This window comes from Flavobacterium eburneipallidum, assembly GCF_027111355.2.
GTDB classification, from domain to species: Bacteria; Bacteroidota; Bacteroidia; order Flavobacteriales; family Flavobacteriaceae; genus Flavobacterium; species Flavobacterium eburneipallidum.
In genome coordinates this window covers 2,623,939-2,640,147 of sequence record NZ_CP114291.2, presented here as the reverse complement: position 1 = coordinate 2,640,147, position 16,209 = coordinate 2,623,939, and the positions used below count along the sequence as shown (strand labels likewise).

Annotated in this window: 14 protein-coding genes; 2 read left to right on the top strand and 12 right to left on the bottom strand. The window is 34.5% G+C overall.

From position 1 onward, the window contains the following. The first annotated feature begins 47 nt into the window (after window positions 1-47). Window positions 48-902 carry a hypothetical protein gene (locus OZP15_RS11180; RefSeq protein ID WP_269225517.1) on the top strand — a complete coding sequence of 285 codons (855 nt, stop codon included), beginning with the start codon at window positions 48-50 and terminating at the stop codon, window positions 900-902. A gap of 124 nt (window positions 903-1,026) precedes the next feature. Here OZP15_RS11180 and OZP15_RS11175 read toward each other — a convergent pair whose 3' ends face one another. The 3 genes from OZP15_RS11175 to OZP15_RS11165 all read right to left on the bottom strand — a co-directional run bounded on the left by OZP15_RS11175 (window position 1,027) and on the right by OZP15_RS11165 (window position 3,708). Next, window positions 1,027-1,710: a carbonic anhydrase family protein gene (locus OZP15_RS11175; RefSeq protein WP_269225516.1), complete on the bottom strand. Its 684-nt coding sequence runs from the start codon at window positions 1,708-1,710 to the stop codon at window positions 1,027-1,029. A 12-nt stretch (window positions 1,711-1,722) separates the two neighbouring features. Next, the gene (locus OZP15_RS11170) at window positions 1,723-3,336 is read right to left on the bottom strand and encodes a SulP family inorganic anion transporter (protein ID WP_281336124.1); all 1,614 of its coding nucleotides are present in this window, start codon (window positions 3,334-3,336) and stop codon (window positions 1,723-1,725) included. Between the two features lie 87 nt (window positions 3,337-3,423). After that, window positions 3,424-3,708 (bottom strand): hypothetical protein, encoded by a 285-nt coding sequence (locus OZP15_RS11165; RefSeq protein ID WP_269225515.1) that lies wholly within the window; start codon window positions 3,706-3,708, stop codon window positions 3,424-3,426. Window positions 3,709-4,390: 682 nt separating this feature from the next. Between OZP15_RS11165 and OZP15_RS11160 the strand changes: the two genes are divergently transcribed. After that, the gene (locus OZP15_RS11160; protein ID WP_281336123.1) at window positions 4,391-5,419 is read left to right on the top strand and encodes a porin; all 1,029 of its coding nucleotides are present in this window, start codon (window positions 4,391-4,393) and stop codon (window positions 5,417-5,419) included. Between the two features lie 112 nt (window positions 5,420-5,531). Here OZP15_RS11160 and OZP15_RS11155 read toward each other — a convergent pair whose 3' ends face one another. From OZP15_RS11155 to OZP15_RS11115, 9 genes are all read right to left on the bottom strand, one after another. Continuing rightward, the gene (locus OZP15_RS11155; protein ID WP_269225514.1) at window positions 5,532-6,719 is read right to left on the bottom strand and encodes a DNA cytosine methyltransferase; all 1,188 of its coding nucleotides are present in this window, start codon (window positions 6,717-6,719) and stop codon (window positions 5,532-5,534) included. A 148-nt stretch (window positions 6,720-6,867) separates the two neighbouring features. Then, window positions 6,868-7,887, bottom strand: coding sequence for a class 1 fructose-bisphosphatase (gene fbp / locus OZP15_RS11150; protein ID WP_269225513.1), 1,020 nt, complete (start codon window positions 7,885-7,887; stop codon window positions 6,868-6,870). A gap of 31 nt (window positions 7,888-7,918) precedes the next feature. Continuing rightward, window positions 7,919-8,653, bottom strand: a complete 735-nt coding sequence (locus tag OZP15_RS11145; RefSeq protein ID WP_281336122.1) for a rhamnogalacturonan acetylesterase — start codon at window positions 8,651-8,653, stop codon at window positions 7,919-7,921. A 27-nt stretch (window positions 8,654-8,680) separates the two neighbouring features. After that, on the bottom strand, window positions 8,681-10,030 hold the full coding sequence (locus OZP15_RS11140) for a glycoside hydrolase family 28 protein (RefSeq protein ID WP_281336121.1): 1,350 nt from the start codon (window positions 10,028-10,030) through the stop codon (window positions 8,681-8,683). A 22-nt stretch (window positions 10,031-10,052) separates the two neighbouring features. Continuing rightward, window positions 10,053-10,910, bottom strand: coding sequence for a pectinesterase family protein (locus OZP15_RS11135; RefSeq protein WP_281337484.1), 858 nt, complete (start codon window positions 10,908-10,910; stop codon window positions 10,053-10,055). Between the two features lie 86 nt (window positions 10,911-10,996). Continuing rightward, a complete protein-coding gene (gene pelA, locus OZP15_RS11130) occupies window positions 10,997-12,082 on the bottom strand; it encodes a pectate lyase (RefSeq protein ID WP_281336120.1) in 1,086 nt (361 codons plus the stop codon). Window positions 12,083-12,092: 10 nt separating this feature from the next. Then, window positions 12,093-13,724 carry a glycoside hydrolase family 43 protein gene (locus tag OZP15_RS11125; RefSeq protein ID WP_281336119.1) on the bottom strand — a complete coding sequence of 544 codons (1,632 nt, stop codon included), beginning with the start codon at window positions 13,722-13,724 and terminating at the stop codon, window positions 12,093-12,095. A gap of 8 nt (window positions 13,725-13,732) precedes the next feature. Next, window positions 13,733-14,968 carry a glycoside hydrolase family 88/105 protein gene (locus OZP15_RS11120; protein WP_269225505.1) on the bottom strand — a complete coding sequence of 412 codons (1,236 nt, stop codon included), beginning with the start codon at window positions 14,966-14,968 and terminating at the stop codon, window positions 13,733-13,735. Between the two features lie 27 nt (window positions 14,969-14,995). Continuing rightward, entirely contained in the window at window positions 14,996-16,198 is a 1,203-nt protein-coding gene (locus OZP15_RS11115; protein WP_281336118.1) for a glycoside hydrolase family 88/105 protein, read from the bottom strand. Window positions 16,199-16,209: the final 11 nt, after the last annotated feature.

Below are 16,209 nucleotides of genomic sequence, written 5' to 3'. Positions count from 1 at the left end.
ATGATTCTGATAAATTCCAAACCATTCCGATAAATTCCGATTGCACTATGAATAAAATTACTCTCGAGGATTATAAAAAGGCGATAAAAGCTAGCTATGAAGAAGCAAAAAAGGGACAGTATTCGACTTTTTTGCAAAATCCATCTCCAGCTGAATTGAAGAATTTTTGCTTGTTGCTTTTCGATAAAGGCATTAGTAAACAAGACCAAGAAATATTCGATTTATTTTTTGAATTAGATGACAAATCCAGTAAACGAAAGCAGATAGAACTGGCCAAAATAGATAGGTTAAGACCTATAGGAAATTTTTTGAGAGGAAGAACAGAGAATACTCGAACTTTGTCCTTGGATTTAATGGCGGTTTTGGTCGATTTTAATCCAAGACCTTTTCGAAAGTTCATTGGAGGTGATAAAAGGGAAGGTGCTAATATTGTAGTTGAAAGTACATTTTTAAAAGAAGAAGGTAGTAGTGAAGAATCAGAAATAAAATTTACTGTCATTGAAGAGTTAAAAAAGGAATCTAGTTCAAAGAAATGGGTTCTAGTAGCAATGGTGTTATTATTTGTAATATTGTTAAGTTATGGTGTTAAAAAGACATTTTTCTCTAATAAAAATTGTATGGTTTGGGTCAACAATCATTATGAAGCTGCAGATTATGATGAGGTTAAGGATTCTTTAGCAGTTATTGTTTATAATCAAAGTTTATTGGATAATTTCAAAAAAGTAACAGTTTGTGATACAACCACTTTTTTCAAAAATGGGAAACCTCTTTTTTGGTATGCCAAAGTTCTTCATAAAAATGATTTAGAATGTTTTACTCATCCAGGATTGCATCCAGAAACAGGCGTAACATTAAAACCAATTTCGGAATACATGATTGCAAAATATATTAGAAAGAAATGATAAAAAAAAAACCGACTCTGTTAGGAGTCGGCTTGATAAAAAGAGTTGTGAATTAATAGCAATTTAATTATTTCGGTTTTTTAAACCAGATTTACTATTGTTTTATTTTCACTTTTAAGGAAAATTATTCTTTTAATTCTGATACAGAAAATTTTGGGTTATTATCATCTTTGATATACATTATATCGGTGTAGAATTCTACTTTTCCAGTTTCGATGTTGTGCATGGCTCCAACAACTCCAATCTCACCATTATCAACCATTTGTTCCAAGATAAAACTACGATCTACAATACTTTTCACACTTCGTTTCACGTTGATTCGAGATACGTTTTCTACAAAACTAGCATTGTTTGATGTTCTATCTTCTTTAGTTTCTTTTTCTTGGTAAATTGCGGGTTGTATTTTAGATAGCAATTCAGTAAGATTTCCCATTTCTACATGATCACATGCGCCTTTGATTGCTCCACATTTACTATGACCTAAAACTACGATTAGTTTAGACCCAGCTACTTTACATGCAAATTCCATACTACCAAGGATGTCAGTGTTTACTACATTTCCGGCTATTCTTGCTGAAAAAATATCGCCTAAACCTTGATCAAAAATTAATTCTGCAGATGTTCTGCTGTCAATACAACTTAATATTATAGCAAATGGCCATTGTCCTTCTTTAGTCTCATTTGCTTGTTGTAATAAATCGCGATTGGCTTGGAGATTTTTGATGAATCTATTGTTACCTTCTTGCAAAATTTCTAATGCTAATCTTGGAGTTAATTTTGATTGTGTTTCTTTGTTATGTGTTCTCATCTTTTTTATTAATTAAGATTTTTTTATGGTTTGATTGTGTTCTACAAATATGTGTTTTTCTTCTTCTCCAGTATTAGTAAGGTCATAAGCTTTTTTGAAACCCACGAGTTTTACTTTTATGTTTTCTTCTTTGGCTCTAATTTTTTTGAATTCTTTGATTAAATCCAAAACATCATGCGCTATATAAACGGTATCTTGAGCATTAATAATCACTTGTGAATTTTCTGGAATATCATTGAGGGTCGTTTTGATAGCGGCTTTGTTCAAGAAAGAAACTTCTTGTGCTAAATCAATATGGATAACATCACCATCTGCGTATTCTTGTTTTCTGAAGCTGTAGGCTCTTTTTAGGTTTCCTTTCAGGATAAAAATAATACTAATTAAAATTCCCAAAGCAACTCCTTTTAATAAATCCAAGAATACAACTGCTAGTAGGGTGGCAATAAATGGAACGAATTGGTATTTTCCGTTTTGCCAAAAGTGCTTAAAAGTTGCAGGATTGGCTAATTTATATCCTACTAACAATAGAATTGCAGCTAATGTTGCCAATGGAATTTTGTTGAGTATAGTAGGAATAGTTAGTACGCTTATCAATAATAGAATTCCGTGTATGATGGTTGACATTTTAGATTTGGCTCCAGCATTATTATTGGCTGATGATCGAACCACTACAGAGGTCATTGGTAAACCACCAATAAGCGAGCTTACAATGTTTCCAATTCCTTGCGCTTTTAATTCTACATTTGTGTCTGTATAACGTTTGTAAACATCCATTCTGTCAGCAGCTTCAATACATAATAAGGTTTCTATCGAGGCAACTATGGCAATAGTCAGAGCTACAATCCAAACTTTGGGATTGGTAACACCTGAAAAATTAGGAGTTACAATAATTTGTTTGAATTCTTCTAATGAAGTAGGTACAGGTAGCGAAACCAAATGTTCTTTTTGGATGGCTAATGAACTTCCGGATACAATAAAAAATTCATTCAAAACAACACCTATGATTACCGCAATAAGTGCTCCAGGTACTAGCTTCATTTTTTTAAGGAAAGAAACTTTAGTCCAAGCAATCAATATAATCATTGATACGATTGTTATTACTATTGAACCCAGTTGAATATAGTCAACAATATTGAATAATGCCGAAAAGGAGTTACTCCCGTCAGTTTGGGCAAAGGCTTGATCGCCTTCAAAATCACTGTCGTAACCAAAAGCATGTGGCAACTGTTTGAGAATAATTATAATTCCAATTCCAGCAAGCATCCCTTCGATTACATTGGTTGGAAAATAATTCGAAATACTTCCTGCTTTGATAAAACCAAGTGCTAATTGAATTAAACCAGCAATGAAAACGGCTGTTAAGAATATGTCAAAAGCGCCTAAATCAGTAATTGCAGTTAAAACAATAGCTGTCAGGCCAGCTGCAGGGCCAGAAACACTTATGTGAGATTTACTTAAATACCCTACAACGATTCCGCCTACGACACCTGCGATAATGCCTGAAAACAAAGGAGCACCCGATGCCATTGCGATGCCTAAACATAAAGGAAGCGCCACCAAAAAAACCACTAAACCTGATGCAAAATCAGATTTTAGGTTAGCAAAAAGATTGTTTTTTTTTGTCATGATACCTTACTAAAAATTGAATACAAAGAGAATGTTGCATTCTAAATAATGCAAACCAACAGGTTTTAATAAAAACCTATCACTGTATTAAATGTTTTCGGGCGGAGGAATGAATATTTTAGAAGTAATTTTATCGTGTTTGGATAAATTTTCGGACTGAATTAAAGTAGTTTTCAATAATTCGGATAAATTGCTAGTAGTATCAGCTACTTCATCATTAATCAAAGCTTTGATTTCTTTATGTGCTTTTTCTTCTTCAGAAAAATTATAAAATACAGAAATGTCTGCATTCTTTTCTAATACACTTATAATAGAAGGTGTGATAAGAAAAGTAATGAATACAAACAATAATATTTGAGCTACTCGCTTCATAGCGTACAAAAATAGAATTTAGCAAATGAAATCATAGTTAGTTAGTCAAATTTAAGAAAAAAATTAACATCTGAATTGATGTCAGAATAGAGTTTGATTTTTCTTTGCTGATTTAATAAAATCGCTTCTGTTTTATTTCTTCAATAAAGAGTGGTTTTTATGTCTTTACTTCAGGTTTTAATGGATTATTATTTAGGTTTTAGTGCTGTTTTTTTATAATATTCAGTTGGAATATGTTTTTTTGATATTTATACAATAAATTAATAAGGTGTATTTTTTTTAGGGGTGTTTACTTTTTTTAGTCTTTTTTTAGTGATAAAAATTCAATTTTATGGCTATTATTTGTTTTTTGACGTAAAAAACTAGGGGTATTGTTATTTTTCTAAATATTGATATTGTAAAATATCTTGTTATAAATACGGATAATATATTATTTGATTACGATTTCTTGCTAATTGATAATTCTTCTCCAAAAGAAGCAAAAAACTGTTTTTTTTTTACTCAACTACAATTTAAGTTAATAGATTTGTCTCAAGAAAAACCAGTTAATCTGTCAGAAATTTAGTTAAATAAAATATTGTTTTTTGATTTATTAAAAACAAATTTTATAAACTAGTTAGAAAACAAAGAGGCTGTTTTTTTTAATAAACTAAACTAATTTAATAATTAAACTAAATTGAACATGAAAAAAGTAACACTTATTTTGGCTTTAATGCTAGCAAGCAGCGTAACATTTGCACAAGATGCACCTGCATCAACACCACTAGAGATTTCTGGTTCTGGAGATTTGTATTACAAGTATGATTTTGCTAAAACTCCAAACATTGGAACAAGTTTTGCATCAGACCAAAATTCACTTTCTTTAGGTATGTTAGACATTGCTTTGAAAAAAACTACAGGAAAAGCTTCATTCGTTGGTGAACTTTCATTTGGACCAAGAGGACAATACCAATCAATATTAAATGGAGATGGAGTTGATGGAAATTCATTCCATATTCAAAACTTGTATGCTACTTATGCTTTCACAGACAAATTTAGCATGACTGCAGGTTATATGGGAACTTTTATTGGATATGAAGTAATTTCTCCAGTAGCTAATTTCCATTATTCTACTTCTTATTTGTTTACAAACGGACCATTCCAAAATGCTGGTGTTAAAGCAAACTACAAAATATCAGACAAATTTGGAGCAATGGTAGGAATCTTTAATGATACTTGGAATAGCTATAATGCTAATCCAGCAAAGGGATTGAATGCTGTTGGAGCTCAATTGTCTTATGCTAGTGGCCCAGTTAGTGCTTACCTTAATTTCATGGACGGTTCAGTTAGTGGAACTATTGTTGATTTAACAGCAACTTTCCAATTGTCTGAAAAATTCAAATTAGGATTGAATGCTGCTGATTTCTCAAATGAAGGTGATGTAGGTTACACAGGATTTGCTTTGTACCCATCTGTAGCTATTACTGATGCTTTTGCTCTTGGATTGCGTGCAGAATATTTTAAAGCTAAAGAAGGTGCAGATATGTTTGGTCTTGATGCAGATCAATCAGTAACAGCTTTTACTTTATCAGCTAATTACAAAGTAGGTGGATTTACATTAATTCCAGAATTCAGATTAGATAGTAATTCAGATGATTATTTTTCTGATTCTGATATGATGGCTACAAAATCTGCTACACAAGCTACTATAGCTGTAGTTTACGGATTCTAATTAAGAAATATTCTTAAGGGAGTTAATCTCCCTTTTAGATAAACTATTTTTTTTTACTGCCAAGGTACTATTTATAGTGTCTTGGCAGTTTTTTTATTTTGAGATAGGATCTTTATGAGATAATTTCAGGTTCGTTAAAAGCAAGATATTGTTCCTCTGTCTTTTCTTCTTGGTTGCCATTTTCCAAAACTCGCTTGAGTGTTAAGGCAATTTCAAAAGCCATAAGTGGCGGAACGGCATTCCCAATTTGTTGGTATTGACTCAATCCTTTTTCCCAACTCATTTTGGTTCGCATACCTTCAAAAATGAAATCATCGGGAAACGATTGTAATCTGGCGCCTTCTCTGGCGGTAAGATTTCGGTCTAAAAAAGGATGAATAAAATTGCTTTGAAAAGAAGCTGCAATAGTAGGAGCAGGTTTATTGGCAATCAATCGCAAGTTGTTTTGGCTGAATTTTATTTTTGATTTTTCATTAGGATTCCCTCTTTGTACAGCACCGTGGGTTTCCCAAACATCCAATAAATTTTTTCCTGGTTGAATGGCTTTAAATCGATCAATTAATCTTTGGGTATGGCGCATGGCGATATGATTGAAAACCTTTTTAGCCTTTTTGCGCATGAATTTTTGGTAATCGTTGGCAGGTTTTTGAGGGTAAACCATTTTTTCTTCGCCTTCGCCAGCATTGATTTGCGGCAAATCGGAAATGGCTTCTTCTACCGTAATTCCCGTTTCGTATTTTTTAGCGGGAAATTCAGGAATCAAACCTAAATCTTTTCTGATGCCAATAATAATAACTCTCTCTCTTGATTGTGGAACGCCATAATCCGAAGCTTTTAAGACTTTGGTTTTTACTTCGTACCCAAATTTCCCAGCGTTTTCGAACTCGTTTTGTATTTCTTTAATAACTTGTCCTGATTCCATGGATAACAATCCTTTGACATTTTCCATTACAAAGGATTTTGGATTGTACCAATTGATGGTTTTTACAAACTCATAAAAAAGTTTGTTTCGAGGATCTTCGGAGACTTTGTTCCTTTTTTTATTGGCTAAACTAAAACCTTGGCAAGGAGGTCCACCAATAATAACATCGATGTTTTGATTGTTTATTATTTTGTCAAATTCTTCTTGGCTAAAATTCGATAAATCGCCACACAAAAAAGGGATTTCAGGAAAATTGGTAGCAAATGTTTTTTCGCAATTTTCATCAATGTCAGAAGCTAGCACTGAATTGAATCCTGCCCACCCAAAACCCAATGTCATGCCACCACAACCTGAAAATAAATCTATAGAATTTAACATGTATTATTTTTTGTGCAAATATAAATTTTTATTCTGAAGCGGTTCATTTTAGGATTCGTTTTGATTTGATTTTAAAAAAGAAACCCGATACACGTCACTTTTAAAAGTGCTGCGTATCGAGTTTTTATTTTTAGAAAAAAGCTATTGATTAATACTTACTCAATTTAGCATTTAGCATAAATTCTTCTATTTTGTCCACCATATTGGCACTTCCAGCAAAGAATGGGCATCTTTCATGCAAAGCTGTTGGAACAATTTCCATTATTCTAGAAAATCCATCCGAAGCTTTTCCGCCCGCTTGTTCTACAATAAACGCCATTGGGTTGCATTCGTACAAAAGGCGTAATTTTCCTTCTGGTGATTTGGTACTGGTTGGATACAAATAGACACCGCCTTTAATCATATTTCTATGAATATCTGGCGCTAAACTTCCTATGTATCTGGATGTGTAAGGACGATCGCCTTCTTCGGTTTGGCAATATTTGATGTAATCTTTTACACCTCTTGGAAAATGCACATAATTACCTTCGTTTATGGAGTAAACTGTGCCATCAACTGGAAATTGCATTTTTGGGTGTGATAGATAAAAAGTTCCAATTGCGGGATTCAAAGTAAAACCGTTTACGCCATTTCCGGTAGTGTAAACTAATATGGTTGATGTTCCGTAAAGCACATAACCTGCAGCGACTTGAGCAGTTCCAGGTTGCAAGAAATCTTCAAGTGTTACAGGAGTTCCTACTTCGGAAATTCGTCTGTAAACTGAAAAAATAGTTCCTACAGAGGCATTTACATCAATGTTAGACGATCCATCCAACGGATCCATCAAAATAACATATTTGTTATTATTGCCTTCATCACTGCCTTTTACAGTAATAAATTCGTCGTTTTCTTCGGAAACAATTCCGCAAACAATTTCACGATTGATTAAGGTTTTGATAAAAATCTCATTGGCATAAACATCCAGTTTTTGCTGGTCTTCGCCTTGTACATTTTTTTCGCCAACACCACCAATGATGTCCACCAATCCAGCCTTGTTCACTTTGTAGCTGACTACTTTTGCGGCTAGTTTTATGGAGTTGAAAATTCGAGATAACTCGCCCGATGAATATTGAAAATCGTTTTGGTTTTCAATGATAAATTCTCCTAATGTTATATTTTTCTCTTGCATAATTAGGCTGATTTAGTTGGTTTTCGTTTTATTAGTTTTTGAAATATTTTACGATATCGAGTTTGGTTTTCTTTAATTCTTCCACCACAATTTTGGCTACCTCGGTTGCTCCTTTTACCCCAAGATGAGTATCATCAGCCTTAGCATCTTTATAATAAGGAATTTCCCCTGCTTTGTAATGCAAATGTAATTGTTTTGACTTTTCTGGACCATACGATTGCTCTAATAATTCAGTAAAATATTCTAAATCAATGAAAGTTACATTGTATTCTTGTGCAACCAAGCGAGTTTCTAGTGTATAATCGCCATGTGTTGGAATTAAAACTCCTTTTTCGTTAAAATTTCTTCGAGCGATGGAAGAAAATAAAATAGGTGTTGCGCCTTTTTCTCTGGTTTCTTGTACATAACGAATCAAATTGTGGCGATAGGTAGTGTGTGGGTTGGTAAAGCGAGTTGAATCTTGATCCTTTTGGTCGTTGTGTCCAAATTGAATGAAGACATAATCGCCTTTTTTTAATGTTTTAAGAATGTCGTCCCAACGTTTTTCGGTTCTAAAACTTTTCGAACTTCTACCATTTACAGCTCGATTGTCAAATGTTGCTTTGTCGTTTAAGAATGTTGGAAAAAGTTGTCCCCAACCGCGCTCTGGATTTTCTTCGGGTTTTGTTTTATTGGCCATGGTCGAATCGCCAATGCCATAAATAGTTGGTTTTTGGGCTAAACAGTTTAACGAAATAAGTATAAAGAATAAGGAAACCAGTTTCATAGTATATTGTTTTTAGTTGTAATGAATTTATTTTGCAGCTGTAGGAGTTGTGGCTTTTTCGCCAATGACAATTTCGTTTGTTGTTACGTTTTCAGAATTGGTAATGGTTAAACCATTTTTAGCAGATAGAATGTTGATGTTATCTAATTTGATGTTGGATACTTTTTTATTCGGATAGCCTTCTATTACAATTCCTGTTTTAGTAGCTTCGACACAACTGATATTCGAAAATGAAATATCGGATATTTTAGACGAATGCAAACCACCGCCTTCTCCATGATAATTAGCAGTAATATAAATACAATCTTCTACTTTTCCAAAGGCTAAATTGTTGAAAAAAATATTTTTGATATAACCACCACGATCGGAATTGGTTTTTAAAAATATTCCTCTTTTCAAATCACCTCGAAAGGTACTGTTCTCGACATACACATTTCGAACTCCAGCCGACATTTCGCTACCGATAACAATGGCGTGCAATCCTTTGAATTGACAATTTCGAATCACAATATTTTCGGATGGAGTGGCAGAATTACTTCTTCCTTCGTCATCCCTTCCTGATTTAATGGCAACATTATCATCGGCATTGTCAAAAAGGATGTTTTCTATTAAAATATCGCTCGAATATTCGGGGTCAATACCATCATTGTTATTGTTATACGATTTGTATTTTAACCCACGAAGCGTAATGCTTTTACTTTTCAATAAATGAACACACCAAAACGGAGAATCTTCAATTTGAACATTTTCTAAAAGAATGTTTTTTGAATTGATAAACTGAATTAATTGCGGTCTTAAATAATGGCCTTCGCCAAAAATACGCTCTTTGATAGGCGTGTTTTTGTGGTTCATTTCTCGGCTCAATTCTTTGCCTTTGGCTTCAAGCGGTTTCCATTTGATCCAAGTGTTTTTAGCTTCGCCGTCGATAATTCCGTTTCCAGTTATGGCGATATTTTCTACATTATTGCCATAAATAAGTGGGCTATAATTGTAAAGCATCGTTCCTTCCCAACTCGTCAGAACGATTGGATAATCTTTCGGATTGGATCCGAATCTTATTTTCGCTCCGTCTTCCAGATGTAATTTGACATTACTAACAAAATGAATCGGTCCATTTAAGGTATAAACTCCTTTAGGAACAATGATGGTTCCACCATTATTTTTTTTGCACAACGCCATAGCTTTGTCAAAAGCAGGTTTGGCATTACTTATCGAATCGCCTTTTGCTCCTAATTTAGTTATTACAATTTTATACGAAGGAATTTTAGGTAGTTGAATTCGTTTAATAATAGAATCGACACTGGCTGTTGGGTACGTACTATTTTGTGCCAAACACTGTAGCGAAACCAGTAGAAAAAATAGAATTTTGTGTTTCATTATTTTGGTTTTTTAGGTCTAATTATTTGGAGTAATATTGAATAATTGCTTTTGAAAATTCTAATCCCATGCAGTTTTCTAATGTATATTTTTTTGCTTCGGACTTCTTTAATTGATGCGACCAAGTTACTCTTTTTTTAGGTTGAAATCCAAGACCTTTGCACTTGTATTCCGCATAAAATACGGTTTTTTCAGCTTCTGGTTTCGACCAATTGTGCCAACCTTCGGGTTTAATGTGTTTTCCCATTTCGCAATTCATGAAAACGGTTTTAGCATACTCTTTCCAAGGTCTTCCTAGATATACTTGAGTTGTGTTTTCGTCAGCGGTGAGTTTACAATTTTTGAAAATATATCCAAAAGTAGAAGTTTCTGGAGTGGCAGCTGCTGTGATATACGAATCTTTCTTGCTGTGAATGATGCAATTTTCGAATAGGGCAGTGGCATGTCCAAAAATAAAATCGGTAGTACCTTCGATATAACAGTTTATGAAATAATTTTTACTGCCTCTTCCCGAAGTATAGAGCGTGTCTTGATTGCCTAACAACGAACAATTATTTACGATCACTCGATCAGCATTTATGTTCAATGCCACCGCTTGGGCTATTGTTCCAGCGGTATTTTGAATGGTAAGATTTTCGGCAATAAAGTCATTGCCTTCTACCAAAAGAGTGTAGGTGTTGAAGGTACTGTTGGGACCAATATTGGGTTTTCCAGAATAATCATTGTGAGTTAATATGGTGTTTTCTCGACTTTCACCAAGGAAATAAATATTGGTTTTCGTGATAGGAATTCTAATTTTTTCATCGTAAGTACCATTTTTTATAAAAATGATAATCCTTTGATTTGAAGAAGATTTTGCAGCGTTTACCGCTTCTTGAATGGTTGAAAAATCGCCGTTTCCATTTTTGTCAACGACGATTTTAAACTCATTTTTTACTGTTTTTTCCTTCTGAATGGTATTTTCAGTTAGAAGTTGCGTTTTTTTTTCCAGGCAACATATTTTTTCAAAACTTCTTTAGGTTCGTTGGTGTACCAACTGTAACCTACTCTGCGTTCTTGACCAATTTCGGCTATAGAATATTTTTTAATTCCATCTCTATCACAAAAGAAAGGTTTGTTGTCTTCTAGCTCCATAAAACGAGCCCAAAGCGGTTCTGCATTGGGATCTTTTACCATTACTTTCTCCATAATTTTACTGTTTGGAACAGCAACTCTGTCTTCTCGCAAGTCAGTAATTTTAGTTTTTTCAAACCAAGTTACAGCACTGTTTACTGCAGTAATCACTTCAGGAGAAGGATTTTCGATAGTCATCAACAATAATACAATTTTAGCCGATTCCTTGCCGCTTAACGAAGCTAATTCATAAGCTCTGGCATTTGCAGGTAGTAAAGTTACTTCGTCGTGTTGTGCACACCAAGCCGTTAATACTCCGTTTTGTTTGTATTGCGATTTGATAATACAATCAATCCCTTTGTCGAAAGCAATTTTCGCTTTTGCAAGAGTAGCTTCGGATGGTTGAATGGAATAATAACCTGTTTTATCAACACAGGCTTTTAGTACATTCAAGATGTTAGCCATCGAATCATCGTTGTAAGTAACGTGAGTGTAATATCCTTTTTTTAGTGGATAAAACTGTGGCCAACCTCCATTTGCATATTGGGCTTTCAACAAATAATCAAATCCTGCTAAAAAAGCATTTTTATATCTTTCATCTTTTACTTGGGCATACATTTTAGAAAGAAACAACATTTCCTGTGTTGTGGCTTTGTTGTCTGTTGTCAGTTCCTTTGTGTCTGATTTAAGAGCAATTAATTTTTGTTTTTCAACTTCACTCAAAGGATTTTGCATTTGGATGTTTTTAGGCCATCCGCCAATATTGCGTTGGTACAACAAAACATTTTCAGCTATTGCTTTTGCCTCATCAGTTGCAAACCAAGTTGGTTCTGATTTGTTTATGATTTCAGGCCATTTTTGTTTGTTGACTTGGGCGTAAAAACACCAGTTTAAGAGTAATAGAACAACAAGGACAATTCCTTTTTTAAAATTTTTCATTTTACATGTATTATTTTGTGATTCTAAACCAGTCAATGCGTACACTTCCTGCATCATTGATATTTCCGTTTCGTAGGGCTAAAAATCCTAGTTTGGCTCCAATCCATTTGCCTTCTCTTGCTTTGAAATCAGTTCCTAATGCTGTAAATTTTTTGCCGTCTTCACTGTAGAAAAAACTGCAAATTCCTCCTGCTTTCACTTTGACTTGAAGGTAAAAGGTGTTGCTTTTTAGTTTAACAGATTCACTTTCGGTTTCTTTTCCTTTTTTGTCTGCATTTTTACAAGTTGCTTGGGATATAGCGAGTTGTCCTGCGGTTTGTTTTACTTTCAAATAGCTGTAATCCAGTCCCATTATCACTAAACCAGTTTGCTCATCGTCAAAACGGGCATTAAAAGTCATTTTGGTAGTTGCGGTAAATTCATCGGCTGGAAATTTTTGCAATAATAAATTTCCCATGTCGAATAAATTGGTTGCTTCTTTTGGCATCGGACGACAATACATCGTGTAATACCCCATCGTGGAAGGAAAACCCCAATAGACTTGCTGATTAGCATGCCATTGCCACTGTAATCCTAATTTTGGACTATTAAATTCATCCGAATCAGGAGGAGTCATGATAGGATATGTTTTTCCAACATTTGGTTTTTTGTAAGTTGAAACTGGTTCGCCAGTGCCATCTCCATCTTTGTCTGTTCCAATTACTGGCCAATCGTTGATCCATTTCATAGGTTGCAAATGAACGACTCTACCGTAAGCAAACTTGTCTTGAAAGTGGAAAAACCAATCTTCTCCAGTTTGAGTTTGCACCCAAGCTCCTTGGTGTGGCCCGTTTACTTTTGTTTTTCCTTGATCTAATACTTTTCTTTTTTCATAAGGTCCCCAGATATTTTTGGATCTCATTACGGTTTGCCATCCTGTAGGAACACCACCTGCGGGAGCAAAAACATAATAGTAGCCGTTACGTTTATATAATTTAGGACCTTCAATGGTTGCTTCACCATCGTGACCGTCAATAATGATGACATCATCGTTATAATTTGCATTTGTCCCTTCAGGGTTTAAAGAGCAAATTGCCAAAAGACTTTTGAATCCTGCACGACTTCCAGCATAGGCATAAGCAAGATAGGCTTTGCCGTCTTCGTCCCATAACGGACAAGGATCAATCAAACCTTTTCCTTCTTTTACCATAACGGGTTCAGACCAATCGCCTTTTGGGTCTTTGGTTTTAATCATATAAATTCCATAGTCAGGATCGGGATAATAAATGTAAAATTCCTCATTATGGAATCGTATGGACGGAGCCCAAACTCCGTTTCCGTGACCGGGTTTGTCATAAACGTCGAAAGGAGGTTGCTTTTTGAGCGCATAATTGACCAATTCCCAATTGACCATATCTTTGGAATGCAAAATAGGCAAACCAGGAATACAATTAAAAGAAGAGGAAGTCATGTAATAATCATCACCAACACGAATAGCATCGGGATCAGAATAATCAGCATTGATGATGGGGTTTTTGTAGGTTCCATCGCCATTGTCTGCTACCCAAACTTGGGAATAATTAGTTGTATTTTTTTCTTGTCCAATCACTGATTGAATAGCAATACAGGATAAAAGAAGAGACGTGATTTGTATAAATTTCATATTTGATTTTATCTATTTAATTCTATTGCTGCTAAAATGAATGGACCAGTGGCTTTTGGATCGTTGTCTTTTTTAGTTTCATTTACATAATACTCGTAAGAACCATCTCTATAAGGAGTTCCTCCAAGTCCAGCAACAGCACAAACATCAGTGATGGTGATTGTTCCGTCAGTAGGATCTACTTTAATTAGTTGAGTAGTTAAACCATCAAATGCTTTGTTCGCTAGTTTTTTGAATTTTGCTGGTAAGTATCCTTTATTGGCTCCTTTTGCAAAAGCATAAGCAAACATAGCTGAACCTGAACCTTCTAAATAATTTCCTTTTTCGCCAGCCTTGTCAGTAACCTGATACCACAATCCTGTTTTAGGATCTTGAAATTTGGCTAAACTTGCAGCAACGTTGTTCAAATAACCCACCAATTCTTTTTGTTTTGGGTGGTCTTTTGGGAAATAATCCAAGGCATCAACAAGCGCCATTGCGTACCATCCTAAAGCTCTTGACCAGAAATTTGGAGAATTACCGGTTTCTTTATTTGCCCATGGCATTAGTTTTTTGGAATCCCAACCGTGGTACAATAAACCTGTTTTTGGGTCAGTTGCGTGCAATTGAATTTCTTCAAATTGTTTGGCAACGTCGTTTAGGTTTTTTCCGTTTTCAAATGTAACGGTGTATTGAGCATAGAATGGTTCTCCCATGTACAAACCGTCTAACCACATTTGGTTCGTGTATATTTTTTTGTGCCAAAATCCACCAGAATCCGTTCTTGGTTGTCCTTCTAATTGTTTTTTTAGGGTTTGCATGGCCACTAAATATTTGTTCTCTTTTGACGTAGCGTATAAATTGAACAACAAACGACCTGCTACAATCATATCGATATTGTATTTCTCTAATTCGTAAGTTTTGATTGTTCCATCAGGTTGAATCAAAATATCGGTATAACCTTTGGCATAAGCCGCATATCTTGGGTCTGGATTTTTCTTGTATAATTCAGTAAATGAATGGGCTACTAAACCATGAACATAATCCCATTTTGGCGCTTTAGCATTGTCAATTTGCCAAGATTCGGGGTAACGTTTCATCAACGTTAAAGCCATTTTATCCGACCATTTTGCGTTTTTAGAGATTTCTATTTTTTGTGTTTCCAGATTTTTTGTAGGTTCTTGAGCTGTGGTTTTGCAACTTAAAAAAGCCAACGAAACGAAAAGTGTCGCTGCTTTGAATGTGTTTGGTTTAATCTTTAGCATAGTTTTGGTTTTTAATGGTTCTATTTTTTATTTATTTAATTCAATTGCAGCCAAAAGAAAAGCACCCAATCCGTGAGAATTATCTACTTTTATTTTTTCGCTCATATAATATTCAAAAGAGCCGTCTCTGTATGGATTTCCGCCTAATCCAGCACTGGCACAAACTTGTGTGATGTGAATTTCGCCTTTAGCATCTACTTTTATCAAGTTTTTAATTAACCCATCGAAACCTTTTTGGGCTACTTTTTCAAATTTAGCTGGCAAATAACCTTTGTGAGCTCCTTTTGCCATAGCATAAACCAGCATTGATGAGCCAGAAGCCTCTAGATAATTCCCTTTTCGGGTTGCTAAATCGGGTACTTGATACCATAATCCTGATTTGTCTTGATAGTTGCTAACAGCCGTCGCCAGTTCATTCAAATATTGTACCAATTCTTTTTGTTTTGGATGGTTTTTTGGGAAATAATCCAAAGCATCGACTAAAGCCATTCCGTACCAACCAAGAGCTCTTAACCAAATATGTGGTGCCGTTCCAGTTGTTGGGTTTGCCCAAGGCATTTTTTTGCTTTCGTCCCAAGCGTGAAAATACAAATCCGTTTTTGGGTCGAATGAATGTTTATGAAGAAGTTCAAATTGGTGTGCTACATCGTTCAATTTTTCTCCATTTTCATATTCAGTTGTATAACGAGCGTAAAAAGGTTGTCCCATATACAATCCGTCTAGCCACATCTGGTTAGGATAAATTTTTTTGTGCCAAAACCCACCTGATTGAGTTCTTGGGTAATCGTCAAAATTTTTTCGTAATGTTTTTATGGCAATGAGGTATTTTTCTTCTTTAGTAGTATCGTAAAGATTGAAAAGTATTTTACCCGCATTTATAAAATCGATGTTATGGTCTTGAGGGTCAAATTTTTCGAAAGTTCCATTTTTATCAATTAATTTATCAGCATATCCTTTGATATAGTCGAAGTATTTTTGATCTTTGGTTTGCTTGTATAATTTTTCGTAAGCCGTTAAAATCATTCCAATTTTGTAATCCCATTTTGGAGCAGGATGATTGTCAATTTGCCAAGCCTCGGGATGTCTTTTCATGATAGATAAAGCCATTCGTTCAGACCATTTTAATTGATCTGAAATAAGGATTTCTTTTTTTGGTTCCAATGTTTGAGCATTGGTATTAAAAAATAATACCAAAGCCATACCAACGAAAATGTTTTTAATGCTCTTCATAAACTAAATTG

Coding starts and splice junctions, on each gene's coding strand:
- OZP15_RS11165 (WP_269225515.1), bottom strand. CDS start 3,708: ATGAAGCGAGTAGCTCAAATATTATTGTTTGTATTCATTACTTTTCTT.
- OZP15_RS11115 (WP_281336118.1), bottom strand. CDS start 16,198: ATGAAGAGCATTAAAAACATTTTCGTTGGTATGGCTTTGGTATTATTT.
- fbp (WP_269225513.1), bottom strand. CDS start 7,887: ATGCAAGAGAAAAATATAACATTAGGAGAATTTATCATTGAAAACCAA.
- OZP15_RS11125 (WP_281336119.1), bottom strand. CDS start 13,724: ATGAAATTTATACAAATCACGTCTCTTCTTTTATCCTGTATTGCTATT.
- OZP15_RS11160 (WP_281336123.1), top strand. CDS start 4,391: ATGAAAAAAGTAACACTTATTTTGGCTTTAATGCTAGCAAGCAGCGTA.
- OZP15_RS11120 (WP_269225505.1), bottom strand. CDS start 14,968: ATGCTAAAGATTAAACCAAACACATTCAAAGCAGCGACACTTTTCGTT.
- pelA (WP_281336120.1), bottom strand. CDS start 12,082: ATGAAAAATTTTAAAAAAGGAATTGTCCTTGTTGTTCTATTACTCTTA.
- OZP15_RS11145 (WP_281336122.1), bottom strand. CDS start 8,653: ATGAAACTGGTTTCCTTATTCTTTATACTTATTTCGTTAAACTGTTTA.
- OZP15_RS11180 (WP_269225517.1), top strand. CDS start 48: ATGAATAAAATTACTCTCGAGGATTATAAAAAGGCGATAAAAGCTAGC.
- OZP15_RS11175 (WP_269225516.1), bottom strand. CDS start 1,710: ATGAGAACACATAACAAAGAAACACAATCAAAATTAACTCCAAGATTA.
- OZP15_RS11155 (WP_269225514.1), bottom strand. CDS start 6,719: ATGTTAAATTCTATAGATTTATTTTCAGGTTGTGGTGGCATGACATTG.
- OZP15_RS11140 (WP_281336121.1), bottom strand. CDS start 10,030: ATGAAACACAAAATTCTATTTTTTCTACTGGTTTCGCTACAGTGTTTG.
- OZP15_RS11170 (WP_281336124.1), bottom strand. CDS start 3,336: ATGACAAAAAAAAACAATCTTTTTGCTAACCTAAAATCTGATTTTGCA.